Annotated in this window: 27 protein-coding genes; 9 read left to right on the top strand and 18 right to left on the bottom strand. The window is 67.0% G+C overall.

Going from position 1 to position 24138, the window contains the following annotated elements; translation table 11 throughout:
- Positions 1 to 304 precede the first annotated feature (304 nt).
- A complete protein-coding gene (locus VFG33_RS00695) occupies positions 305 to 1606 on the top strand; it encodes a globin domain-containing protein (protein ID WP_325021207.1) in 1302 nt (433 codons plus the stop codon).
- On the opposite strand, the gene VFG33_RS00690 is transcribed toward VFG33_RS00695, so the two are convergent.
- Positions 1599 to 1799: a hypothetical protein gene (locus tag VFG33_RS00690; RefSeq protein WP_325021205.1), complete on the bottom strand. Its 201-nt coding sequence runs from the start codon at positions 1797 to 1799 to the stop codon at positions 1599 to 1601. The two genes, VFG33_RS00695 and VFG33_RS00690, sit on opposite strands and share 8 nt — an antisense overlap.
- Here VFG33_RS00690 and VFG33_RS00685 point away from each other — a divergent pair.
- Entirely contained in the window at positions 1788 to 2078 is a 291-nt protein-coding gene (locus VFG33_RS00685; protein ID WP_325021203.1) for a hypothetical protein, read from the top strand. The two genes, VFG33_RS00690 and VFG33_RS00685, sit on opposite strands and share 12 nt — an antisense overlap.
- Positions 2079 to 2227: 149 nt before the next feature.
- Positions 2228 to 3595, top strand: a complete 1368-nt coding sequence (locus VFG33_RS00680) for a nitric oxide synthase oxygenase (RefSeq protein ID WP_325021201.1) — start codon at positions 2228 to 2230, stop codon at positions 3593 to 3595.
- A gap of 15 nt (positions 3596 to 3610) precedes the next feature.
- Here the strand turns inward: VFG33_RS00680 and VFG33_RS00675 are convergent, their stop codons facing one another.
- On the bottom strand, positions 3611 to 5125 hold the full coding sequence (locus VFG33_RS00675; RefSeq protein WP_325021199.1) for an MFS transporter: 1515 nt from the start codon (positions 5123 to 5125) through the stop codon (positions 3611 to 3613).
- A 412-nt stretch (positions 5126 to 5537) separates the two neighbouring features.
- Positions 5538 to 5663, bottom strand: a complete 126-nt coding sequence (locus VFG33_RS00670) for a hypothetical protein (protein WP_325021197.1) — start codon at positions 5661 to 5663, stop codon at positions 5538 to 5540.
- Between the two features lie 37 nt (positions 5664 to 5700).
- Here VFG33_RS00670 and VFG33_RS00665 point away from each other — a divergent pair, with 37 nt between their 5' ends.
- A complete protein-coding gene (locus VFG33_RS00665; protein ID WP_325021195.1) occupies positions 5701 to 6402 on the top strand; it encodes an ABC transporter permease in 702 nt (233 codons plus the stop codon).
- Between the two features lie 199 nt (positions 6403 to 6601).
- Here the strand turns inward: VFG33_RS00665 and VFG33_RS00660 are convergent, their stop codons facing one another.
- The 9 genes from VFG33_RS00660 to VFG33_RS00620 all read right to left on the bottom strand — a co-directional run bounded on the left by VFG33_RS00660 (position 6602) and on the right by VFG33_RS00620 (position 13036).
- Positions 6602 to 7006: a VOC family protein gene (locus VFG33_RS00660; RefSeq protein ID WP_325021193.1), complete on the bottom strand. Its 405-nt coding sequence runs from the start codon at positions 7004 to 7006 to the stop codon at positions 6602 to 6604.
- Between the two features lie 345 nt (positions 7007 to 7351).
- Positions 7352 to 7966 (bottom strand): Scr1 family TA system antitoxin-like transcriptional regulator, encoded by a 615-nt coding sequence (locus VFG33_RS00655; RefSeq protein ID WP_325021191.1) that lies wholly within the window; start codon positions 7964 to 7966, stop codon positions 7352 to 7354.
- Entirely contained in the window at positions 7917 to 8024 is a 108-nt protein-coding gene (locus VFG33_RS00650; protein WP_325021208.1) for a DUF6879 family protein, read from the bottom strand. The genes VFG33_RS00655 and VFG33_RS00650 overlap by 50 nt, the downstream gene beginning before the upstream one ends.
- A gap of 97 nt (positions 8025 to 8121) precedes the next feature.
- Positions 8122 to 8706 (bottom strand): hypothetical protein, encoded by a 585-nt coding sequence (locus tag VFG33_RS00645; protein WP_325021189.1) that lies wholly within the window; start codon positions 8704 to 8706, stop codon positions 8122 to 8124.
- A gap of 11 nt (positions 8707 to 8717) precedes the next feature.
- On the bottom strand, positions 8718 to 9608 hold the full coding sequence (locus VFG33_RS00640; protein ID WP_325021187.1) for a universal stress protein: 891 nt from the start codon (positions 9606 to 9608) through the stop codon (positions 8718 to 8720).
- A gap of 207 nt (positions 9609 to 9815) precedes the next feature.
- Entirely contained in the window at positions 9816 to 11501 is a 1686-nt protein-coding gene (gene sulP / locus VFG33_RS00635) for a SulP family inorganic anion transporter (protein ID WP_325021185.1), read from the bottom strand.
- 191 nt (positions 11502 to 11692) lie between these two features.
- On the bottom strand, positions 11693 to 12040 hold the full coding sequence (locus VFG33_RS00630) for a DUF5335 family protein (protein WP_325021183.1): 348 nt from the start codon (positions 12038 to 12040) through the stop codon (positions 11693 to 11695).
- Positions 12037 to 12207: an Hsp20/alpha crystallin family protein gene (locus VFG33_RS00625; RefSeq protein WP_414672911.1), complete on the bottom strand. Its 171-nt coding sequence runs from the start codon at positions 12205 to 12207 to the stop codon at positions 12037 to 12039. The genes VFG33_RS00630 and VFG33_RS00625 overlap by 4 nt, the downstream gene beginning before the upstream one ends.
- Positions 12208 to 12331: 124 nt before the next feature.
- Positions 12332 to 13036: a hypothetical protein gene (locus tag VFG33_RS00620; RefSeq protein ID WP_325021181.1), complete on the bottom strand. Its 705-nt coding sequence runs from the start codon at positions 13034 to 13036 to the stop codon at positions 12332 to 12334.
- Positions 13037 to 13271: 235 nt separating this feature from the next.
- Between VFG33_RS00620 and VFG33_RS00615 the strand changes: the two genes are divergently transcribed.
- The 4 genes from VFG33_RS00615 to VFG33_RS41200 all read left to right on the top strand — a co-directional run bounded on the left by VFG33_RS00615 (position 13272) and on the right by VFG33_RS41200 (position 15175).
- Positions 13272 to 13694: an Hsp20/alpha crystallin family protein gene (locus VFG33_RS00615; protein ID WP_325021179.1), complete on the top strand. Its 423-nt coding sequence runs from the start codon at positions 13272 to 13274 to the stop codon at positions 13692 to 13694.
- Between the two features lie 168 nt (positions 13695 to 13862).
- Positions 13863 to 14222 carry an Hsp20/alpha crystallin family protein gene (locus tag VFG33_RS00610; RefSeq protein ID WP_325021177.1) on the top strand — a complete coding sequence of 120 codons (360 nt, stop codon included), beginning with the start codon at positions 13863 to 13865 and terminating at the stop codon, positions 14220 to 14222.
- Between the two features lie 50 nt (positions 14223 to 14272).
- Positions 14273 to 14869 carry a hypothetical protein gene (locus VFG33_RS00605; protein WP_325021176.1) on the top strand — a complete coding sequence of 199 codons (597 nt, stop codon included), beginning with the start codon at positions 14273 to 14275 and terminating at the stop codon, positions 14867 to 14869.
- 63 nt (positions 14870 to 14932) lie between these two features.
- Complete coding sequence (locus tag VFG33_RS41200; RefSeq protein ID WP_414672910.1) at positions 14933 to 15175, top strand: hypothetical protein; 243 nt, start codon at positions 14933 to 14935, stop codon at positions 15173 to 15175.
- On the opposite strand, the gene VFG33_RS00600 is transcribed toward VFG33_RS41200, so the two are convergent.
- The 4 genes from VFG33_RS00600 to VFG33_RS00585 form a co-directional block, all read right to left on the bottom strand.
- Positions 15103 to 16305, bottom strand: coding sequence for an XdhC family protein (locus tag VFG33_RS00600; RefSeq protein ID WP_325021174.1), 1203 nt, complete (start codon positions 16303 to 16305; stop codon positions 15103 to 15105). The two genes, VFG33_RS41200 and VFG33_RS00600, sit on opposite strands and share 73 nt — an antisense overlap.
- A gap of 8 nt (positions 16306 to 16313) precedes the next feature.
- Positions 16314 to 16790, bottom strand: coding sequence for a (2Fe-2S)-binding protein (locus VFG33_RS00595; RefSeq protein ID WP_325021172.1), 477 nt, complete (start codon positions 16788 to 16790; stop codon positions 16314 to 16316).
- Positions 16791 to 16797: 7 nt separating this feature from the next.
- The gene (locus VFG33_RS00590) at positions 16798 to 19140 is read right to left on the bottom strand and encodes a molybdopterin cofactor-binding domain-containing protein (RefSeq protein ID WP_325021169.1); all 2343 of its coding nucleotides are present in this window, start codon (positions 19138 to 19140) and stop codon (positions 16798 to 16800) included.
- A 124-nt stretch (positions 19141 to 19264) separates the two neighbouring features.
- Positions 19265 to 20500 (bottom strand): PucR family transcriptional regulator, encoded by a 1236-nt coding sequence (locus tag VFG33_RS00585; protein ID WP_325021167.1) that lies wholly within the window; start codon positions 20498 to 20500, stop codon positions 19265 to 19267.
- 138 nt (positions 20501 to 20638) lie between these two features.
- On the opposite strand from VFG33_RS00585, the gene VFG33_RS00580 reads away from it, so the two are divergent.
- Positions 20639 to 21604, top strand: coding sequence for a helix-turn-helix domain-containing protein (locus tag VFG33_RS00580; RefSeq protein ID WP_325021165.1), 966 nt, complete (start codon positions 20639 to 20641; stop codon positions 21602 to 21604).
- A 746-nt stretch (positions 21605 to 22350) separates the two neighbouring features.
- On the opposite strand, the gene VFG33_RS00575 is transcribed toward VFG33_RS00580, so the two are convergent.
- Positions 22351 to 22812, bottom strand: coding sequence for a hypothetical protein (locus VFG33_RS00575; RefSeq protein ID WP_325021163.1), 462 nt, complete (start codon positions 22810 to 22812; stop codon positions 22351 to 22353).
- Between the two features lie 212 nt (positions 22813 to 23024).
- Positions 23025 to 24138, bottom strand: a 1114-nt coding sequence (locus VFG33_RS00570; protein ID WP_325021161.1) for a galactose-binding domain-containing protein, incomplete at its 5' end; no start/stop codon positions are given.

The raw sequence follows: 24138 nt of genomic DNA, 5'->3' as shown, positions 1-24138 counted from the left end.
AACCACCCGAGCCTACTCCGCCCCAAGCACCTGTCGACAGCACTGGAAGAGGTCGCGGACGACGTCGGGCCACCCAATCTCAGTAACCGAGATTTCGAGACGCTTGAGTCCGGCCGGCGGTTTAACCCGCTGGGCCGAGGGTAGGTCGGGAGGACTGGAAAGACTCGGGGACTGGATTGGGAGGGAACCCTTGTCAACGCAGTACCCGTCGGCTCGAACTGCCGACCGCGAACACCTGGCGCCCGGTGAGGGGCCGTCCGAATCTGTCGAGGAGCTGCCGTTCCGAGACGGATAGCGAAGCCCCATGGATACCTACGCCCTGCAACGCAGCTGGGACCAGGTGACGAAGCACGGAGACCAGGTTCCGCTGTACTTCTACTCGCACATCTTCGTGTCTCATCCCGAGGTGCGGTCGATGTTCCCGCTCTCCATGGCGCACCAGCGGGACAAGTTCGTCAGCGCACTCGGCAGGATCGTCAGCCACGCCGACCAGCTGGAGAACGATGCGGCCTTCCTGCAACATCTCGGCCGCGACCATCGCAAGTACGCCGTCGTCGCGGAGCACTACAACGCGGTCGGCGCCTCGCTGTGCGCAACCCTGATGCACTTCCTCGGGTCCGAGTGGGACGAGGAGCTCGCCGCGCACTGGACGGCGGCGTACCAGGTGGTCGCCCGGATCATGGTCGAGGCGGCGGAGACGTCGTCGGAGTCCAGCCCTGACTGGTGGGACGCGGACGTGGTCTCTGCCGAGCGGAGGACCATGGATCTCACCCTGCTGACGGTCCGGCCGAGGCGCGCGTTCCAGTTCCTCCCCGGCCAGTCGGTGTCCATGGAGATCCCGCAACGCCCCCGGCAGTGGCGGTACTTCAGCCCGGCCAACGCCCCGCGCCCGGACGGTTCGATCGATCTGCAGGTGCAACAGATCGACGGTGGCCAGGTGAGCCCGACCGTGGTGCGGTCTCTGAAGGCGGGCGACACCGTGAGGCTGGGGGCGCCGATCGGCGAGCGGCTGACTCGGCGGGAAGGCGACTCGCGGGATCTGTTGATGGTCGCCGGCGGAACCGGTCTCGCTCCGCTCCTCGCAGTACTCGAGCAGATCGATCACGAGTGGCAACGGTCGGGCACTGGACCGCTGGTTCATCTGCTGCACGGAGTCCGGATGCCCTGGCACCTCTACGACCGCCCCCGGCTGCGAGAGCTGGCCCAGAAGCGGCCGTGGTTCGAGTACACCGAGGTCGTGTCCGACGACCCGTCCTATCCAGGGACGCGCGGGAAGGTCGGCACGGTCGCAGCCCGGCAGCTGCTGTCTGGACGCACGGCGATGGTGTGCGGTGGTCCGCAGATGGTCGCGCACACGCTGGAGCAGCTGGCCGCCGCCGGCATGCAGCCCGAGCACATCAAGTACGAGCACTTCTACTACGCGGCCGCGGGCGAGCACGCCGCCGGCCCGGCGCTACCAGGTCAGGAGACAACAAGTGAGGCTCAACAACCACCGCCACGACTCCCCACATCAGAAACCCCAGTCGATCCGGGACCAGACGTTCCAGCGGCGGCTGCGGGGCCTGGACGCAGGCACGGTCTACGGGTACCTCGATCTGCTAGCTGATCAGGTACAGGTCACGGAGAGGGAGCTCCGCGAGGGCCGGGCCAGGAACGAACGTCTCCAGGCCGAGCTCCAGCGCGGCCAGGCCGAGCTGCAGCGCGGGCGGGCGGAGCTGCAACGCGTGCAGGCGGAGCTGGACCAGTACGAGCAGGCCGGCGACCGCGTGAACGAACAGGTCGTCCAAATGTTCAGCCAAGCTCAGCTGGTGGTCGAGGAGATGGTCCAGGACGTCAGCCGGGACGCCCGCGAGCGCATCAGCCAGGCGCGCGCCCACGAGCGCAGGATTGTCGCGGAGGCCATGGACACGGCCGGGCAGCAGGTCCGTTCGTACGCACAGACGGCCCAGGAGCAGATGCAGTCGATCGTGAACTCCTTCGCCACCGAGGTCGACCGGCTCGGCGAGTCGGAGGTCGCGGCGCCCCACCAGAACGACCCCTTGTTCGACTGGCAGACCCGGCGTCCAGGCACCACATGAACGCTTCGCAGCCGAACTGCCCCGCCCGCAGGTTCCCTGCCCACCCACCGGCGCTAGAACATCGCCGGCTTCTGGTTCTCCCGCTCGCCATCGTCGGACTATCGGTGCCCGGCGCCGCCGTCGGCGCGGTTGTCGAACTTGGTTGGAACGTGCCGATCAGCCGCCCGGCCGTCGTCGTACTGAGCCTGGCAATCCTCTTGCTGGCCGTCCGGATCTGCACCCGCCAGCTCATTGCGGTCCAGGCCGGCGAACAACTGCTCCAGGTCGGCGACAGGCCGTGGCGCAGGGTGTCACGGCCCGGCAAGCGAGCGTCTCCAGGTCCCGGGAGGGTCCGGGCGAGGCCCAGCCACCCGGTGAGCCGGCCCCACCCCGAACGAAGTCCCGGGGGCGCCGACAGCGAGCTGGTTCGGGTCGCGGCCAAGGAGTTCCTCGAGCTCTTTCATGCCGAGAACCCCCAGGCCGGGTGGATGGGGCCGCGGATCGCCGCGGTGATGCGCGAGATCGACCTGACCGGGACCTACTGGCACACCGCTGAGGAGCTGGCCTTCGGCGCCCGCGTCGCCTGGCGCAACAACGCACGATGCATCGGACGGCTGTACTGGCGCAGCCTGCAGATTCGCGATCTGAGGACTGTCTCCGACGCCGGCCACGTCGCCAGGCACTGCTTCGACCATCTGCGCGTGGCTCACAACGGCGGGAAGATCCGGCCAATGATCAGCGTGTTCGCTCCCGAGTCTCCGAACAGACCTGCCCCCAGGATCTGGAACGAGCAACTCATCCGGTACGCCGGGTACGAGCAACCGGACGGCCGTGTCCTCGGTGACCCCCGCTACCGAAGTTTCACCAGCAAACTCATCCAGCGCGGGTGGCAGCCGCCCGAGACCCCGGGAGCCTTCGACGTGCTCCCCCTCGTCGTGGAGACCGTTGACGAGGGACCGCGGATGTTCCAACTCCCCGGTACTGCGGTCAACGAGGTCCCACTCGAGCACCCCGAGCTGGAGTGGTTCGCCGACTTGGGCCTGCGGTGGCACGCAGTACCGGTGATCAGCAACACCCGCCTGGTTATCGGCGGTGTCTCCTACCCGGCTGCACCCTTCAACGGTTGGTACATGGGCACAGAGATCGGGGCCCGCAACTTGGGCGACAGCGACCGCTATGCCCTGGTCCCAGAGGTTGCGGAGCGAATGGGGCTTGATACGTCAGACGAGGCAACCCTGTGGCGAGACCGGGCCCTGGTCGAGATCAACCGCGCGGTACTGCACTCGTTCAACGCGAACGGCGTCAGCATCACCGACCATCACACCGAGTCCCGCAGATTCCTCATCCACCTGGAACGCGAGGAGCGAGCTGGCCGCCGCTGCCCCGCCGACTGGACCTGGATCGTGCCACCAATGTCCGGCTCCCAGACCCCGGTCTTCCACCGCTACTACGAAACCGAAACCCAACTACCAAACTTCTTCGCCGACCCCGACGCCGCCCACCGCGCCCTCCACGGCGGTCCCCCCGCCTTCCCCTGAACTCCGCAGGAGGGATCAGGGGCGAGCGAGCACCGGCCCGGTGTCCTCGGCGTCCCCCGCGCTCTCGGTGTCCTCGATGACGGCCTGTTCGGGGCGCGGGGTGTTCATCAGGACAGCGACGATCAGCGCGCCGGCCAGGAGGATCCCCGCGGCCCAGGTTCCGGCTGTCACGAAACCTTCCAGCATCGCCTTCTTGGCCAAGGCCGGGCTCCCGCCCTGCGAGGCATGCGAGACCAAGTAGTCCGCGGTCGCGCTGGTGGCGATGGTGTTGAGCAGCGCGGTTCCGATCGAGCTGCTGATCTGCTGCGCGGTGTTGACGCTGGCCGAGGCGACGCCCGCGTCGCGCTGATCGACGCCGTGGGTGGCGTAGTTGAAGGCCACCGGCATGATGATGCCCACCCCGAAGCCGAGCAGAAGTCCCGAGATCAGCACGCCTTCGACGTAGCCGGAGTCGGTCTCCATGGTGCGCAGCCACAGCATGCCGGAGGCGATGAGCAGCATGCCCGGCACGATCAGCATCCGCGGCGGGACTTTGGGCAGCAGCCGGATGGCGAGCCCGCCGGCCGACATCAGGACCGCCACGGTCATCGGGAGGAAGGCCACGCCCGTCCTGATCGGCGAGTATCCCTTGACGACCTGCAAGTAGTAGGTCATGAAGAGGAACGCCCCGAACATTCCGACCATGGACAGGCCCACGCTCAGATAGGCGCCGCCGCGGGTTCGGTTGGCGATCAGGCGCGGCGGCAGCATTGGCTGCGACACCCGGCTCTCGACGAAGGCGAACACAGCGAGCAGCACCGCGCCACCAACTAGCAGACCGATGACCTTCGCCGAGCCCCAGCCGTCGGACTCCGCCTGGCTGGTGCCGTACACGATCGCGACCAGCCCGCTGGTCACCAGCAGCACGCCGGGGATGTCGAACTGAGCCTTGCCTTCGCTTCGCGACTCGGCCAGCATCACGTACCCGCCGACCACCGCGATCAGGGCGATCGGAACGCTGACGTACAGGCACCAGCGCCAGTCCAGGTAGTCGGTCAGCGCCCCACCGGCCAGCAGTCCGATCGCGCCGCCCACGGCGGTGATGGCGCCCCAGATCCCGAACGCCTTGACACGCTCCTTGGGCTGAGTGAACGTCACGGTCAGCAGCGACAACGCGGAAGGCCCGAGCAGCGCGGCGAACCCGCCCTGCAGGGCACGGGCGCTCAGCAGCATCTCGAAGTTGTTCGCCGCGCCGCCGAGCGCCGACGCGCCGGCGAAGCCGAGCAGTCCGATCAGGAAGGTCCGCTTGCGGCCGGTGTAGTCGGCGATCCGGCCGCCCAGCAGCAGCAGGCTGCCGAACGCCAGCGCGTACGCGGTGATGATCCACTGCCGGTCGCCGTCGGAGATCCCCAGATCCCGCTGGAGCGACGGCAGCGCGATGTTCACGACCGTCCCATCCAGAACGATCATCAGCTGGGCCAACCCTATGAAGAACAGCGCGGCCCAGCGGCGCGAATCGGCCGCCGTGCCCTGCGCCTTCGTGGTTACCATGACTTCGTCCCTACTCGTGGTGTTGCGTAGCGCGCGAATCGTTCGCGCGGCGTCCTGACGGTCACAAGATCCCGGCGACCCAGGCCCTGTGACAGCGCGGGCGTATGACATGGATCACCGATCGTTGGTGTCACAAAGCGGTGGGGAGCGGCCTCTACTGCGGGTGGCAGGACCAACGTTGAGCAGGCAGAAGTCAGGCATGAGCCCAGCGCAGCCAACGTCCCACGGAGCTGCGACGGAGCAGCTATTTGCCCATAGCAACTTTTAGGCAGCTCACAGTCTTCCGCGGAGTTGACCCTGCTCACGGCCGGTGCGGGCCAGCGTGTGGTCGATGCCGGCATGCCTCAGCGGCTATCCCGAACGAAGGTGTGCGAGAACTGGGTCCATCACCGGTTGGCTGCAGTCGATCGTGTCAGCATCCTGCCCACTGGTCGGTCGTCTGGATCGGCGTCGTCGCCGGCGTCTCCGCCATCGGCGGCCTGGTTACCGGACTGATGGCGATCGGTACGTCGACGAAGCCGCCGACCGCGATCGACACCGGCAGCTTCCTGCTCAGCTGCGTTGTGATGAGCGTAATGTCGATTCGCAGCCTGCGGGAGGAGACCATGACGGTCGTCGTGACAGTCCCGAGGGCCGGGAACGAGACCGCTCCGATGTCCCTCGACGACGCCGACCTCCTGGCCGTGGTCGTGGGGTCCAGCTTCGGCGTACCTCTGGTCTTGGTCTTGCTGCTCGGCGGGATGGCGTTCACCCAGGAGTTCCGCTACGGCACCGCTACGTCGACGTATCTGGTCGAGCCGCGCCGGGCCCGCGTGCTTGTCGCCAAGTTGCTGTCGATGACGCTTGCCAGCCTGGTCATCACCACGACGACGCTCGCGCTCTCGATCCCGGTCGCGATCGCACTGATCCGGTCTCGCGACGGCGCCGCGACCATCGGGGCGCAGTTCTGGCAGATGCTCGCGGCCAGCTTCGTCATCATGGCTGTGTACGCCGTCATCGGAGTCGCGCTGGGCGCACTGGTCCGCAACCAGATCGTCGCTGCCGTGGCCGTGCTGGTCTGGATGCTCGCCGTCGAGCAGATAGTCATCAACGCGTACCCAACGGTCGGGCGATGGATGCCCGGAGGCGCCACCAACGCCCTCCTGCAGCTCAGCCAAGAGATGAACCTCGAAGGCAAGCTCCTGTCGATACCCGCAGCCGGCCTGCTGCTCTTCAGTTACACGGCCGCGGCCATTCTCCTCGCACTCCTCCTAACACCAAAGCGCGACGTCCTGTGACTTGACGCCAAGCACGTCCGGGCTCGGACCTACGACGAATTGGTTCGGAAGCCGGCGCTTTTCCACGCTGGCGTCATACCGGAGCCGACCAAGGACGCAAGGGACAGACGGCTGTACTACTCCAGAGCCCGCTAGTTGGCATCCTTCGGTCGTGGCCACCGGGCCTGGGGCACATCTCGAGGTCTCGAACGAGCTGACCTCAATCCCCGATGTCAGATGCGGGCAACTCAGCCGACGGATGCGATGTCCACATGCCAAAAGAAACGTGGCTCGGATCCAAGGCCGTCGCGAACCACCGGTCATCACCACCCAACGCGGTGCGCGCTCGCTCCACTAGACCGCCACGCGCCTCGACCTCCCTCAGAGCCTCCTCCAGATCGGCTACCTCCACATACAGCCGAGTACCCGCACAAGGATGGTCCGCGCCAGCAGAGCGCTGGAGTCCACCGATGCTCTCGTCACCAAGCTTGATAATCCAATAGTCGGCACCAAGCTCGCTGTCCGCGAAGGCCTCCTCGAAAGCCCAGCCCCACATCGCGCCGTGAAACCGCTGGAAGACCTCCGGCGCAGGTGTCTCAATTTCCCACCAAACGATCTGCGACATGCAGCGAGCATGCCACTTTCGGATCCCACCTGGACAGTCTGTGTCGCGCCGTGCGCACGCCCGATCACGACCAGTTCCTTCCGCAGACGACATCGGGCAGGAGGACTGACATCCACGCCTCCGGCCGAAGCCGCGACCACGGTCTGACCGCGACCCCCAACCGCAGGCCCCTCAATGGCGACAGTCGAACAGGACGCCCTACCGGTATTCACCATCCTGAAACGGATATTGCGGCACCTTCGGTGCTCCGCCGTTCATCCATCGTGGAAGATCCCACGAGCCGATATGCCGCCGGTCAGGTTGCCCGAACACACTCGTGTGCATCGGTCGCGGACGTCTCGTCGATTAGCCATTGAGCCAGCCGGAGATCAGTTCGACGTTGACCTGGGCTTCGTCGAAGATCCAGAAATCCTCGACTGGGGGCATCGAGGTGCGGTCCGCGCCGAGGTGCAGGATGCCGAGGGAGACGGACGGCAACTCGCTGATTGTGAGGAGGTAGCCGAGCTGGCCGGCCATGACGTCGGTGTCCCCCATGACGTTTCGGAGGACGGCCTCCTCGATCAAAACGGCGAACGTCCGGTCTTTCTGGTGGAGCAACTTCAGGCGCTCGTTCCGCACCTTGACGGCGCCCTCGACGTCATCTGGCAGTTCCAGCGAGGCGATGAGATCGGCGGTCTGGTCAGACGCTTCGCACTGCGCAGCCCAGAGACGAAGGTCTTCAGCCGATGGCGCTGTCTTGCCGTTCTCGATGCGCGAGACCTTCGACTCGCTCCAGCCGCACGATGACGCGAGCGCGAGTCCGGTGAGACCGGCGGTCTTCCGTATCTCACCGAGACGGACGCCGAAGTCACGTTTGGCCTTCTGAGCGTTCGAGAAGGCGGGGGGATCGGCAAGGGTTACAGGCCTCTTGTCAGCTCGGTTGGTAATCCCTGTGCGGGATCGCTCGATCCCAGACAGCATCGAATGCAGCGACGCACAACTTAGCGATGTCGGGATCGTCGGTACGCTCTTCACCCACCCATGTCCCGTAGCCGTCGCAGAAGCTCCAAAGCACGATTTGCTCGTCGAGTTTGAACCCCTGGATCACGGCACCGGGTCTGGCCTGTAGGCGCCGGCTATACCGGACTAAGTGACTCCTGCCGGCCCGCCAGCACCAGGCCCGCGCTCCATCCAGGGGCGCGGCCCCCTGCCGGCGGGCCGATCCATGTCAGGTCGTGTCCCGTCCGCGCGAGCAGCCAGGCGGTCACCGAGTTCGAGTTCCACATGTCACCGGCACCCAGTTCATCCCGGCCCCAGGTCAGAGGCGGAACCGAGACGATCAACTCGATCAGGCGGGCAGCCCGGTGGTCCGTGCTCATGCGCCGCGGGCCGGCTACGGCCTCGTCCACATCAGGGATCCGTCCGTCCCGCCAGCAGCGAACCTCGTACCGGAAGTACCGCGACCGGCCGAGCCACTTCATCACGACCGGCCCCTCGCAGACCACTCCGCGATCCACCTTGTCGTCGCCCCAAACCGGCGCCATCTCGATCACGAACCTCCTCCCCCGATCCCGTACCTCGAGCGCGGAGTGGAACAACTCCTCAGCCGGGCGGTCACCGTGTCGCGAGGCGACCGCCTCCATCACCCGGCCGTTCCACCGCACCGACCGGCCACCGGCCCCGAGCGGCAGCCAGTACAAGTCAATCCATGAGTCCGTCACTCCGGATTTCTTCATCGGAGGCGGCGGGTGTACGCCGTAGGCTTGTGCGGCACGATGGCGACCGGCGTGGCCACCGCCACCATCGCCCGGCGGGCCACCGGATCGCCGATCGGTAGCCGTCCCGCATGGGCACCCAGGACAACCAGCCCGACCTCGTGTGCCTTGTGGACCAACGCCGCCACGACGGGACGATTCGTCAGGTAGCGGGTCACCTGCACCTCGGGATAGTCCGCCGCCGACCTCGCGAGAACCTCCGCGAGAGCGAGATCGCCCTCGCGTACCCAGGAACCATCGGGCGACAAGGGCCGCCTGACAGCGTGAACCGCGATCACGTTCCCCTGGCGCTCGGCCGCTGCCTGGAAGGCGAACTCAACCGCCTCGGACGACAGCACGGTACCGTCGGTGCCGACCGCAACGTCCCGATGGCCCGGTGCCAGCTTCCACGACCCTGGTACGACGACCAACGGGCAGTCGCTTCGGCGCGCGAGCGCAAGATTGGCCCGCGCCGCGATCAGACGCTCCGGTCCCCGACGCCGCGCGCGCCCGACCACCAACAGCCGCGCGTCGCGGGCAGCGCCGGACAGGACCTTCGCCCGTGCGCCTTCTGCGGGCGCCAGTGTCACCTGCAGAGCCTGACCGACCTGACGGCGTACATGGGCCGCAGCGATCCGCAGGAACTCCCCGACCCGTTCGGGTGTCTGCCACGGCTTATGCACAGCCTGCGGACCGCGAGCAGGGTACGCCGCCACCAGCACCAGCCCGACGCCGGAGCGCATCGCCTCCGTGCACGCGTAGTCGATCACCCGCAGTCCTTCAGCGGATCCGTCGACCTCGACGACCACTGGTCCGGTCCGCTCCCACCCGCCCATCAGGAGATCGCCGCGCGGAACGGTCTCATCCATGGCTTGGACGCTGTCCTGCAGGTTGGTCGAGGAGGCCACGATCGTTCCTTCGGTTCGGGGATGTAGCTCCGATCGTCGCGTCCCGGCGCGCCTCACCGGCAGAGTCGCAGTCCCCCTGACCGAGTGCCGAAAGACCCCCCTGGTCAGGTAGACACCGGATCGGCTGGGACCTGCCGCGCCGGCTGTCCAGGCACTGCGGCGAGAGCTTCAGCTGGTTCCCTCCGGCTGTTGTCCGGATTCGTTCCGGAAGGCATCGACGGCGGTCGGCAGGGTCAGGTAGATCCGGTCGGCGCCGAGCCGGTCGAGGAAGCCGGCAGCCGCCAGGTCGTCGCGAAGGTCTTGTTTGACCCGGGCCAGGGCGAGCACGATGCCGCGGCCGGCGAGCTCTTCACGCAACGCGTCCAGGGCGTCGATCGCGGTGATGTCGATCTCGACGTTCGCCTCCGCGTTGAGCAGCAGCCATCGCACCGGCTCCGGTGAGCTGTCAACTGCCGCCAGGGCCCGTCGACGGAAGTTCTCGGCGTTCGCGAAGAAGAGAGGCGAGTCGTACCGGTAGACGACGAGCCCAGGCACCGGACGTGCCTGCGGATAATCATCGAGGTCGTGCATGCCCGGAACTCCAGGTGCGATACCGAGGATGGCGTCGTGTGGACGTGCCACTCGACGGAAGAGGTCCAGTACGGACAGAGCAACCGCCACCAGTACGCCGTACAGAACGTCAAGGGCGACGACGCCTACGCAGGTGGCCAGAGCGAGGATCAACTCACTGCGACGGAACCGTGCGATGCGTCGGAACTCGCCCAGATCGACCAGCCGCAGTGCGGCGTACACGACCAGTGCACCGAGTGCGGCGGTCGGGAAGGTGGACAGCAGCGGCCCGGCGACCACGAGCGTCAGGATCACCGTCGCGAGCACCACCAGTGAGTACGCCTGGCTCTTCGCGCCGGCGGCGGCTGCCACAGCGGTGCGACTGCCGCTGCTGCTGACCGGGAACCCTTGAAGTGCTCCTGCCGTCAGGTTGGCTGTTCCGATTGCGAGGAGCTCTGCATCCGCGTCGATGCGCTGTTGTTCCTTGGTGGCGAAGGCGCGACCGGTCAGCACCGTGTCCGTGTAGCCGACGAGGGCTACGCCGAAGGCGGGAATGATCAGCATCCGGAGGTCGCCACCGTCGACAGTCGGCAGTGCCGGGCTCGGTAGTCCCGAAGGAACAGCACCGATCACAGCGACCCCATGATCGCCCAGCCCGGTCACTGCAACTACTGCAGCCGCCGCAGCCATCACCAGGAGCGGACCAGGCAGACGCGGCGTCCACCGAGACACGGCCAGGAGCAGCCCGAGTACGACGACGGACAGGATGACGGTCTGCGGATGCCACGAATGCACGTGCCGGGCGGCCGAGACCAGTTCCGCCACCGGGTTGTTGCCCGTGACAACAGAGCGGGTCATCCGGCCCAGTTGACCCGCGATCATGATCACCGCGATGCCGGCCATGTAGCCGATCAGCACCGGTCTCGACAGGAGATCGGCCAGGAATCCGAGCCTGAGAAGCCACGCCAGGATGCAGATGAGCCCAACTATGAGAGCCAGCGCCGCTGCCAGTTCCACGTAGCGCCTGGGATCCCCGCCGGCCACCGCACCAACGGTTGTGGCCGTCATCAGCGCAGTCGCCGACTCCGGTCCGACTGACAGCAGCCGCGAAGTCCCCAGTACGGCATAGACAGCGAGCGGCCCGAGGACAGCCCACAAACCGGTGACTGCAGGCAGCCCGGCGAGCTGGGCGTAGGCCATCGCCTGCGGAACCAGGTAGGCGGCTACGGTGACGCCCGCGATGATGTCGGGTCGCAGCCACCCCCGCTGGTATCCCCGTAGACCGCTGGCCCAGTTCCTAGCCATTGCCGGATCAGTACGTCGGTACTACGACGTCGGTGCCCGACTGAACCTCGCGGGCCGCCTCGCGATCGGACCAAACCTGAACCATCACGAGCCCAAGTCTCCCACCGGCGTACCGGACTCTCTATCGCCCCGTCACTACCCGACTCCGGCCCGGCCGATGTCGAGCTGGACAAACTCACCGTCGTACTCGCCTAGTAGCCGGGATAGAACCTGACCACTGTCGTGGTGCCGTCGGAGCCGGTGATCAGCAGGGACTCCGGTTTGGCCGCAGGGTCGATGGCCACCTTGACTGGGTGGGTGACGAGATGGCGGAGGGCGACCGGGAGTCTCGCCGTCGTACCGCCGACGACGACGAGCGCGGTGTCCGCCTTGTGGTCGTAGGTCGTGTAGGCGAACGGAAGACGCTCGACTTCGACCTGGTCGCCGAGCGATGCGCCCATCACCTCGATGGTCACGTAGTCACCTTCGTGCTGCCAGGTCAGTCGGTCGAGTTCGGACTGCCAGGCGTTACGGTCGATCTCGATGATCGTGGCGGTCATGTGAGTCCCTCCTTCTGCCCGCGATCGGCGGTCTGGCGGTGATCCGGCTCGGCAGAGATCTCGATCTTGCGGGGTTTGGCCTCCGCTGCGACCGGGATCCTCAGCGTCAGGACGCCGGCGTCGTATGTTGCCTGGATGTGGTCGGTGTCCATACGCACTTCGGTCATAGCATGTCATCTGTATGTTGACAAGTATACCTGTCAACGTACCGACGACACGAGTCGGCCGGGAGGAGGATTTGGATGTCTCAGAGTCAGCTGACGCCGGGGAGACATCACCTCCGTGACGAGGTCAGTCCGACCCCGTACGGCGGTTCTGGTCGGTGGCCCGGATCTCCTCGGTGGTCCGATCGAGCGCCTTGATCCGGTCAGCGAAGGCAGGATGGCTGCGGCTCAGCCGCGGACCCGCGTCGGCCAGCGGGCCCAGGAGGTCGGCCGCGTCATTGCCACCGAGTGCCTGGCGGACGCGGTCGACACTCGCACGGGCAGTCGGGGTCAGCCCCTTGAGGGCGGTGACCTCGCCGGCCAACTGCCGTAGTGCGGCGGCATTCTCGCGAGCCCAACCGGCGACAACGCGATCACCGGACCGTTTGTCGCGCGCTGCCTGAACGCGCTGTTCCCGGGTGGTCTCCGGCTTGTCGTCGGAACCCGGATTGAGGCGGAGGTAACGACCCTCGGCCGCCTGACGACTGGTGAGCCCGAGGGCGGGCGCGATCTCGGTCCAGGTGACACCACACGCCCGAGCCGCGCCGATCAGCCTGGGTTCCCAGTCGGTCAGCTGATCCCGAAGCTCTCGGAGGGCGGTGAGCGCGGCCAGCAGTTCCGGGCCGTCCACCGCTTGCGCGTCCTGGACCGCCGTACGCTTCGCTGCTTGCCGGCGACCACCGTTGGCACGGTCCGGGACCCCGAGCTTGGTGATCACCTCGATCAGTCGCGTGACCGCCTGCTCGGCCACGGAGTCCGTGGCCGAACGAGATCGGCTCGACCTAGTAGCCACCAGAAACCTCCACGTCGTCAAGTCGACGACACTGGCTCTTGTCGTCGTTCACATGACAGGCTAGCGCGTCGTCGCACCAGTGCCCGCACAGCCTGTCGCGACGGGGCGGCGCAGACAGCCGAGGCTGAATGTGATGTTGTCAACTAATCGTTGACTTGCGGAAATGTCAACGGCCCAGTATTGGTTGGACAGAGCAAAAGCTCCGATCGACAACTACACGTTGGAGGTGAAGACGATGATGATCCGCACTGATCCATTCCAGGTGTTCGACCAGCTGACCCGGCAGCTCACCGGCCCGTGGACCGGGCCGACCGCGATGCCGATGGACGCCTACCGGTCGGGTGACGACTTCGTAGTCTCGTTCGACCTTCCCGGCGTCGATCCTGAGGCGATCGATGTGAGCGTCGAGCGCAACGTGCTCACGGTCAAGGCAGAGCGGCCCGGCCTGACGGTCGGCGACGGCGACCAGGTCCAGATCTCCGAGCGACCGCAAGGGACCTTCACCCGGCAGGTCTTCCTCGGCGACAACCTGGACGCCGACCGCATCGAGGCCGGCTACGAGGCCGGTGTGCTCAGGCTGCGGATCCCGATCGCGGAGCAGGCCAAGCCCCGCAAGATCGAGATCAACGGCGTCGACCGCAAGCAGATCAACGCCTGACACCGCACCGGCCGGCCGGCGGCCCAGCGCGAGCCGTGGGCCAGCCGGAACCGGTCCGCTGCCGTTGTTCGGGGGCTCGGCCACTGCCTCTGATCGAGGCGGACATCACGAGTCGGGCCGCCAAACCCCGAACCGCGGCAGCGGACCCCCACAGCACGAACGTGAGAGGTGAGCACCATCGATCGCAGCGGCTGGTCTCCGTTCCCGGTGGACCTCGAAGAGACCGACGATGCCTATGTCGTCGAGATCGACCTGCCCGGCGTCTCGCGTCGCGACGTCACGCTGGAGGTCAACGGCCGCGAACTGACGGTGCACGGCGAGGTGAAGGAGCGGGAGCGCAAGGGCTTCGCGCGCCGGCAGACCCGCCGAACCGGTCGGTTCCACCACTCGGTCGCCCTGCCGGGCGAGGTCGACGTCGAACGTATCAAAGCATCTCTGGACGACGGCGTACTGATGGTCCGGGCGCCCAAGTCACAAGCTACCAAGGCGCATCGGGTTCAGATCGACAGCGGCCGGTCCGCGAGCTGAGTCGCGGGCCGGCCACCCGGCCGGACGAACTTCTGGGGAGACGATCTTCGGTGAAGAGCACGGCGCCGCGCCGGCTGATCGCGATGCTCTTCGGGTATCCGCTGGTCACGACCGCGATCGCATTCGATGCAGTATGGGCCTTCATCCATCGCGATTGGTGGACACCGGCGGTGTACTCCCTGGCAATCACCGCGATTACCGGCGCGGTCGCCGCCTGCTCAGAACACATCCTCGAAGTACCGCCAGCGGTCCAGGTGGTCGCGATCGCGGCGAATCTCGTCCTGGCCAACACGGCAATGATCACCGCCGTCGGCGAGGTGTCGAAGCACAGTCCCCACCCCGGCGGCGACACAGCCGTCACGCTGGTCTTCAACTTCGCCACCCTGACCGTCACCCTCCTGATCTGCCACCTCGGCGAGACCATCGCAGAGGTGTTCCGCACTCGCCACCCCCCGGCACCCAACCTTGCAGACAAGTGGCCAAGCTCCTACAACGCCGCAACACTGCCGCTATCGAACGTCGTGCAACCGACGCTCATCGATCTGGACCGCGGCCGCGGAGCCCTCCGCGCCATCGGTCACTTCGACCGAACGGATCAACAACATCCGATGACTCGACCTCGCTCGACCACGACTGGGAGGCGATGATCCACCAGTTGACCGGTCTCCAAGACCACCGCCGCCATCATCCACCTGGTCGATCTCCCGGACGTGGGCTCGGACGTCGTTCGTCGCATTGTCACCGCAGGCAGGAGCAGTGATCCAACCCAGGTGCTGCTGCGGGCGGGCTTCCATGGATCGGGTGGGCATCCAGTGCTGCTGGGCCGAGCGCACTGGGCCGGCGCGCTGGCCGCGGCACAAGGCGACCGCGGCGCAAACGCCTACCTCACTGCCGCGGGTTGCATGCTCGTCCCTTGCGAAGACCTTGCTGAGGGCAACGATCGTGATTCGTGACGGGCAACGGCCAAGTCCGCGGTCTCACGGTGAATCCGCCCCGTGGTCGACGACAGCGGCTGTCCGCTGGCGTCGCTGCGGGTCGCGATGATCTCCGCCGCGATGGAAATCGCAGTCTCCTCAGGGGTTCGTGCGCCGAGATCCAGACCGGTGGGTGAGGTCAGCCGGGCGAGCTCGGCCTCGGTCACGCCCACCGCTCGCAACCTGGACAACCGATCCTCGTGGGTTCGACGCGAGCCCATCGCGCCGATGTAGCCGGCGTCGGTACGCAAAGCCACTTCCAGCAACGGTACGTCGAACTTCGGGTCGTGAGTCAGCACGCACAGTACGGTGCGGCGATCCACCAGGCCCTGTTCGACCGCCTCGGCGAGGAAGCGGTCGGGCCAGCAGACCACCACCTCGTCCGCCTCGGGAAACCGCAGCCGGGTGGCGAACACTCCTCGCGCGTCGCACACCGTCACGTGGTAGCCAAGGAACTTGCCGACCCGGGCCATGGCCGCCGCGAAATCGATCGCGCCGAACACGATCATCCGCGGCGGTGGCGCGAACGCTTGGACGAACACCCCGACCTCGGTGCGCCCGCACTCCCCCTGCGCGCCGTAGTACCGAATCCCTGTCGCGCCCTGGTCAAGCATGGCGACGGCGTCCTCGACCACGGCAGCGTCCAGGCGCGAGTCACCGAGACTGCCGGCGATCCGATCCGGCCAAACGACCAACCGCTGACCCAGGCGATCTCCGGCCGCGACCACGGTCGCAACCGCAACTGGCCGGCCCGAGTCGACCGCATCGGCCACCGCATCGAATTCGGCGAACGAGGCTAGGTCGACCGGCTGCACCAGGACCTCGATCACGCCCCCACAGGTCAGTCCCACGGCGAACACGTCATCATCGGAGACGCCGTACCGCCGTATGGACGGCAGGCCGGTTTGGATGACGTCCCGAGCCACTTCATACACGTCGGCTTCGACGCAGCCGCCGGACACGCTGCCGACCACGACGCCCTCGTCGGAGACTGCCATGGCCGCGCCTGGTTGGCGAGGGGCCGAGCGGAACGTGTCGATCACAGTAGCCACTGCGAACCGGCTGCCGTCCGCGTACCACTGCCGAATGGGAGGGAGCAGGTCACGCACGCCGACCCTCACATGTCCTTGGCGCCGGCATTGATGGCCTCGCGAATACGGGAGTAGGTTCCGCATCGGCAGATGTTGCGGAGCTCGTCCAGGTCCGAGTCGGTGATCTCGTGGCCCTCCGCGCGGGCCTGCTTGACCTTGGCCACGGCCGCCATGATCTGGCCGGGTTGGCAGTAACCGCACTGGGCGACGTCATTGTCGAGCCAGGCCTGCTGCATCGGGTGCAGGTCCTTGCCGACGGTCGCCGGCAGGCCCTCGATGGTGGTGATCTCGTCGGCCGGCTGGATGTCCTTGACCTGCACAGAGCACGGGTTGAACGCCTTGCCGTTGATGTGAGAGGTACACGACTTGCAGACCTCCAGCGCACACCCGTACTTCGGGCCGGTGACGCCGAGCAGGTCGCGAAGAACCCACAGGAGACGGACGTTGCCCTCGGCCTCGACGCTGATCTGCTTGCCGTTGAGCTTGAAAGTGTGCGTTGACATGGATTCCTCAGAAGGTGTGGTCGAGACCGTCGGTCGGTGACTGCGGGGTGGAGGGCTCCAGCGGCAGCGGTTCGAAGCCGAGCGTGCCGTGGTTGATCGGGAAGTACGTCGGCATGGTCCCGGTGGCGCGGGCATAAGCACACGCGACCGCGGCGAAAGCCGGCGCCACCGCCAGCTCGCCGGCACCGCTGGGGCTGTCACTGGTGTTGGGCATGATGATGACCTGTACGTCCGGCGGCGTGTTCCACTCCCGGGTGTAGAAGTAGTGGTCCCAGCTGCCTTCCAGGGGAATGCCGTTCTTGATGTGCAGGCTCGAGGTCAGCGCGAGCGCGATGGCGTCCTGCAGGCCGCCGATCATCTGCGCTTCCAGCCCGCGGGGGTTGATGCAGAACCCGGGATCGACCACGATCAGCGCCTTGGTCACCCGCGGGCCGCTCACGCCGTCCCGAATCGGCCTGTTCACCGTTTCCGGTCGGCAGTCGATCTCGACCAGCGTTGCGACCGCGCCCCGGTACTCCGCGTGCACCCCGACACCCTGCGCAACGCCCTTCGGCATCGCCTTGCCCCACTGGCCGACCTCGGCCGCCTTGTTCAGCACCGCCAGCAATCGCTGGTCCTTCAGGAAGTTGCGGCGGAACCGCACCGGGTCCTGGCCGAGCTTCGCGGCCAGCCGGTCGACCATGAGCTCCTCGGCACACACCACGTTCGGCGAGTAGATGTTGCGCATGCTGCCGGTGTTGAACTTCAGCGGGACCTCGTTGAGCAGCTGCGTGGTGACACCGAAGTTGTACGGCGAGGATTGGGTGAGCTCGAAGATCGTCTCGGCGAACGACAGGTTGCCGCCGACCGGTAGGTGCGCGGCGGTCGAGGTGATCATCTCGCCGAGCCCGTGACCGAAGTCGGTCTGCACACTGGTGTGTCGCTGCTCGTAACTGAGCACGTTGCCGGCCAGGTAGTTCACCCGCACACGCGACGTGCACATCGGGTGGACGCGCCCCTGGCGGAAGTTGTCCGTGCGCGACCAGGACAGCTTCACCGGCTTGCCCATCTTCTGGGAGATCTCCGCCGCCTCGGCCGCCACATCATGGAACAGGTGCCGGCCGAACGAGCCGCCACCCTGGATGACGTGCACCTTCACCGCGTCGATCGGCAGGCCGAGCTGTTTGGCGATGTCCTCCTGAGCGACGATCGGCACCTTGAGGCTGGACCAGATCTCCGCCCTGTCCGGCCGGACGTCGGCAATCGCACAGTCCGGTTCGAGCGGGCTGTTGCTGGCGAAGGCGAAGACGAATTCGGCGTCGATCGTGTTCGACAGCAGCGGCGGCACCACCATCGGCAGCTGGGCCGCGCGCAGCTTCGCCAGCACCGTGGCGTCGGACTCGCTGTCTACCGTGCCGGGGCCCCAGGTCGCGTCGACCACCTGGATGGCGTCGATGCACTGGCCGAATGTCTCGCCTCGGATCGCTACACCGTGGGTGATGGCTACAACGTCGGTGATGCCCGGCATGGCGCGAACAGCGGCGAGATTGTTGACCGACACCACCGTGCCGTTGATCGTCGGCGGCCGGGCCACCATGGTCGGTTTCGCGTTCGGGACCTGCATATCGGTCCCGAACTGCTTTTGGCCGGTAACGATGTCGAGAGCGTCGACGCGGTTGTGCGGGCGTCCGAGGATGGTGAACTGGGACTGGGACTTGAGGTGGGCCGACACCGTGATCGTCTGGGAGCTGGCGGCCGCCTTGGCCAATGACCCGTACGTCGCAGTCCGTCCGCTCGGGCCACTGACCACACCATTGCGGGTTGTCAACTGGCTGGCCGACACACCCCATTGCGCGGCGGCCGTTTCCACCAGGCGTTGCCGAGCGATCGCGGCGGCCGTGCGTACCGGGAGGTACATACTGCGCATCGAGTTCGACCCGCCGGTCAGCTGGTTCATCAGCAACTCCGGCCGTGCGTCGGCGAGGCCGATGGTGATCTTGTCCATCGGCAGATCCAGCTCCTCGGCGACCATCATCGCGATCGCCGTGGTCACGCCTTGGCCGACCTCGGCCCTGGGTACCGCGAAGAACGCCGTGCCGTCGGTCTTCAGCTCAACCGAGATCAGGCCGGACGTCGGCGCGGCGGCGAGGTTCTGCAGATCGCCGAGGTCGAAGATCTCCTCCGGCTGGGGCAGCGAGGGAACCGCGGCATCCGCCTCCCGCGGGTCGGCCGAGTCGGCGATCCAGCTCACACCGACCGCGAGGGTCGGCGCGGCGAGCAGATAACCGAGGACGCGACGGCGCCCCAACCGACCGCGTTCGTCGGCCGGCTTCTCTGGTGCCTGCTGCGGCGAACGACGGTGTTCGGCCATGAAGATTCCTCCGTGCTCGACCAATGGGTGGGAACGCAGTCTGGCACCGCCAACGGCGCGGCGGCATGGCCAGGACGCCTAGGTTTGGCTCAGCCAGACTGTGCACAACGCACAGCCGGAGGGATCAGCGGCTCTGCGGCGGAAACAGGTGGATGGCACGCAGCGCGAGGCCGAGCTCCAGGTGGAAGGCGGCGTCGGTCAGGTCGCGGCCGGTGATCTGATGGATCCGGTGGAGCCGATTGATCACCGTGTTGCGATGGCAGAACGCCAACTCGGCTGTGCGCCGTACGGAACCGCCCGCGGCCACCCACTGTTCCAGAGTGTCGAGCAGTAGTTGACGCTCGGCTGCGGGTACCTTCATCAGCGGCACCAGCCACGACTGGACGAGTTGCTCGGCCAGCTCCGGAGCACTGAGGAGCAATGCCTCGGGCAGGCGTTCCGTGAGCGACGCCACGCCGACCTGACCAGCCAGCAGGGTTCGCCGGGCCAGCATCGCCTGACGGTAGGCCGCGTCCACATTGGCCAGTCCGAAGACGACGCTGGACAGGCCGGCGGGCGCATGGACGGCGTCGCGCAGCAATCGGAGTACCGTGTCCGGAGATTCCGCGCCCAGGGCAAGCAATCCGACGACCGTGTGCGCACGCACCTGCCACGCCGAGCCGACCCGGACGCCCACCAACCGCCGTTTGAGCGAGGCGGTCGTGCAGTCATCGTCGATCAGGTTGTCGATCGCCACCACTGCGTACTGGCCGTCCACCGGGACGTCGAGGACCGTCGCAGCCTCCTGGACGAAGGCTCGTTCCTTGGCGCGGCCATGCAGCAACCCTTCCCAGAGCGTCGACCTGCGTTGCTCGTCGGCGCGGACGAGTTGGCGTTCTGCGGTGTGATAGGCGGCGGCAACCTGCGAGGACGTGTTGTCGACGACCTCCCAGACCTTGCTCGCTATGTCCAGCAGGGCATCGGAGTCGACCACGCCCTGCGCACGGGCCTCGTCGATCAGCGCCTCCCACACCAGCCGCCCGCCGAGGCGGAACGAGCGCAGCACGTCATCCAGCGGCATCCGCTGCTCGGCCCGGCGACGTCCGGTTTCCTGCGCGGCATCGAAGTACTCATCAGGTGCGGACCGGCCCGGGCGGAGATCCGCGCCGGCGACCATCTGCACAACCCGGGCGACGTTGTCGTGACATGACTGCCACAGGTCATCCAGCGGAACCGCGTCCATCTCGCGATAGGCAGGATTCTGCTCGTAGATGGTTTCCACCAGCGCGTCGGTGATCGCCGGCAGGTGAAGCAGCACGCTCCCGGCCAACGACTCCGCAGTTCGCGGCGTCAAAGGCTGTACCGCGTCCCGACGTGCCACCTCACTCATTGTCGGCACAGCATTGCACACCGTTCGCACGCCTCACAGTCCTGCCCATGCCTCGCGACGGCGCGGCCGGGCCCACTGCGATCTGGCGGGAGGCCAGCCAGCACGATGCAACGGAAGCCTGGAGGCGACATGTTCGAAGCACTGAGTCTCGAGCCGGCGGACAGTGCCGTGTACGTCGCTCTGGTGGGCAACCCTCGAGCGAGCACGGGCGAACTTGCCACAACCGTCCGGCTGTCCCCGGCTCAGACCAGATGTGCACTGGTCCGGCTAACCGAGCGCGGTTTGGTCAGCCGGCTTCCGGGACGGCCGGTGCGCTATCTCGCCGCGCCACCAGACGCCGCGATCGGCGAACTGATCGGCGCGGTCGAGTCGAAACTGTGGCAGGCGCGCGACGCCGCACAGGCACTGATGGAGACGCACCGGGCCGCATCTCGTTACATCCATCCGGAGCAGTCATTGGAGGTGCTTGTCGGCCAGGACACCATCGGTCGCAGAGTGGCGCACATCGAGAACAGCGCGAAGACGCAGATACGCGGCTTCGACAAGCCGCCCTACGCCGGCACGCCCGGCGCGAATGTGGAGAACCAGGGCCAGCGGCTGCGCCGGGGCATCCGGTATCGGGTGATCTACAGCCGGAGCGCGGTCGCCTGGCCCGGGCGGCTACGAGCCGGCCTACTCGCCACCCTGCGCGAGGGTGAACAAGCCCGAGTAAGGCCGGACCTGCCGCTGAAAATGATCAGCGTCGATGACCGGATGGCCGTCATTCCCATCAGCGCCAGCGAGCAGACCACCATCGCCTACGTGATCCATCCATCCTCCCTCCTCGACGCGCTGATCACGCTCTTCGAGGCGGAGTGGGACCGGGGCGTGCCACTGTCCGTCGACGGGCCGGTGGACGGCGCGAGCGGACCGTACGAGGCAACCAAGGATCTCCTGATGCTGCTCGCTTCAGGACTGACCGACCAAGGCATCGCCAGGTCGCTGGGCTGGTCGATGAGAACCACGCAGCGCCGAATCCACGCGCTGATGGAAGACCTCGGTGCCACCACCCGCTTCCAGATGGTCATGAGCGCCAAAACGCGTGGCTGGCTGTGACTGCCTGGACCCAACCGCCGCCGGGCGGAACGCGCTCTCGATGCCTCGTGGGAGGCGGACGGCGGCCTCGACCCAGAAGTACCTCAAATCAGTCTCTGACCTGCCGGAACGTAAGCGAATCCGCATGCCCGAGATAGCGCGGGAGATGACGAGGCGCTGGATCTCCGAGGTGCCTTCGAAGATGGTGTAGATCTCCTCCAGCCTCACGCCGAGTGAGTCGATGGACACCACATATGGCGTCTGACCTGCGGGTTTGCTTCTCATTGCTGATCAACCGTGATCGTGGTTTGTCAGCGTCCCACGGAGCTGTGACGGAGCAGGAACTTGCCCATAGCAACGTTGTTTGACGCAAGAACCATCTACTCAGGAGCTACTTGGGTAAGGCCCGATCCGGCGCTCCGCGGCCTGTGGACGCCCGGCCGATGCAGTTCACCTACTGACCACGACTAGGCCCCTTGCCATCGGCCGTCCGAAGTGTTGATAGCTTGACGAGCGGCGATGGGCGCAGTGAGCATTCGAGGATCGGCCAGACGCAGATGGTGCGCGCGGTGGAGGGCGTCGGCCGGAGGTCGCAAGCCCGGGCCGCGCTGCGCCCCGCTTGCGGCGCGCCCCGGTCCTAAGAGCTGTAACCGGCAGGCTCTCGGGGTGCAGCGGTCGCATCTACAGAGGTAGGCAGCCTCCCTGCCCACCGCCGCGTGACATGACTCGTGACATGAAATCGCGTCAAGCAGAGTCGGCGCAGTCAGCTAAAAGGGCTGGGATTCGAAGTCGCGGAGCTGGCCGGTGTGGCAAGTCGCGTGGCTCTCACCGTCCCCGGCACCGGCGATCCCGCACGTGACCATTCCCCGGCATCGCCATCGCCGGCCCAGCAGCGAGTCGGTCGTCCTGCACTGGGCGCACGCGCCGGCGGTCGATGCCGTGACGACGCCGTTGCGCACGTTGGTCGATTGCGCGCGGACCCTGTCGTTCGGGCCCGCGCCTGCCATCGCCGACTCGCCCGCCCGGGCACGATCGGTCAGTCGCGCCGAGCTGCTGGCCCCGCTGGTCGGCAGCTGGGCAGTGCGGGTCGCGGCGCCGTACTCCGGGTCGCCGAGCATCTGGACGGACGCAGCGAGTCGGTTCTCGAATCGATACTGCGAGCGGTGTTGATCGAAGCCGAGCTCGACGGATTCGTTCCGCAGGTGCGGATCGGCGACGATCGTTTCCATGCCCGGGTCGACCTGGCGGACACCGGCCGGCGGCTCGTCATCGAGGCGGACAGCATGGCCGCCGCTTCGCCGTCCGCCAGCGGACCCGCCGCGCACGAAGGATTCGTCCCGGCTCGCTCATCGCTGGCTTTCCTCACACGGTCGGTCGGGCGTGGAGCCCGGACCGTGCGCTTCGTCGATGGAACGAACCGAGACGGATCCCTGGTCGTACGTCAGTTGGGCTGGGTGCCCGTCACCGTGACCTCGGCCAGGCTGATCACACCGGCGCTGGTGGCCGGCGACTGCACCTTGACGTAGCGGGCCACGGTGTTGGTCGGCAGACTGGTGACCGCCCCCGGCGTCGCCCCGAGGTTCAGCTTGATCACCGTGGAGTCGGCCATCAGCTGGGCGTAGGTCCGGCCCGACATGCTGGCGGTGGAGAGGAACACCACCGCGTTGTTCAGCTTGTCGGCCGAGGCGTCGGTCCGGTTGTGCACCGTGACGTTGCCGACCCGGGAATTGGTCAGCAGGTCGACCTGCCACCACGGCTGCGAGCTGGACGCCGTCCGGCTCACCGACCCGGCGGCGAAGACGCCGTTGGTGTTCCCGTCCACGGCCCGGGCGGCGGTGCCGACGTCGGTCGACGACTGCGTGGCCGGCCGGTTGGTGGACAGGTTCACGGCGCCGGTGGTGCCGCCGACCTGCACCTCGGCCAGGTTCAGGGTGGTGAAGATGCTCGACAGCTGCACCCGCACGTACCGGCCGGTGGCGTTGCCCGCGTTCAGGGTCAGGCTGTTGGTGGTGGACGAGAACGCCGAGAACGACATCTCCTTCACCGAGTCGTCGGCCTGCAGCGAAAACATCGACCGGCCGTTCATGTCGGTCGAGGAGATGAACACCGAGCCGCTGCCCATCCGGTTCGAGTCGGTCCGGCTCCACACCGTGACCGTGGAGACGGCCGCCGCGGAACCGAGGTCGACCTGCCACCACGGCTGGGTGGAGGTGTTGGTCTGGGTCACCGAGCCGCTCGCGAACACGCCGTTGGTGTTGCCGTCCACCGCCCGGGCCGCCACCGCGGTACCGCTGGTGCTCGACTGGGTGGCGGTCTTGCCCCGGGCCAGGTTCGGACTGGTGACGGTCACCGTGGTGGTCGACACCGCGCTGTCCACCTTGCCGTCCCGCACGACCAGGCTGAAGGTCAGCGTGGCCGGTGTGGCCGGGGCGATGAAGGTCGGCTTCTGCACCGTCCGGCTGGACAGCGTCACCGCCGGCCCACCGGTCTGGGTCCACATGTAGGTGAGCGGGTCGTTGTCGGCGTCGCGGCTGCCGGAGCCGTCCAGCGTCACC

It is taken from the genome of Kribbella sp., assembly GCF_035687465.1.
Lineage (GTDB): Bacteria > Actinomycetota > Actinomycetes > Propionibacteriales > Kribbellaceae > Kribbella.
The sequence above is the reverse complement of the archived record's forward strand: the minus strand, read 5'-3'. Positions and strand labels throughout refer to the sequence as shown.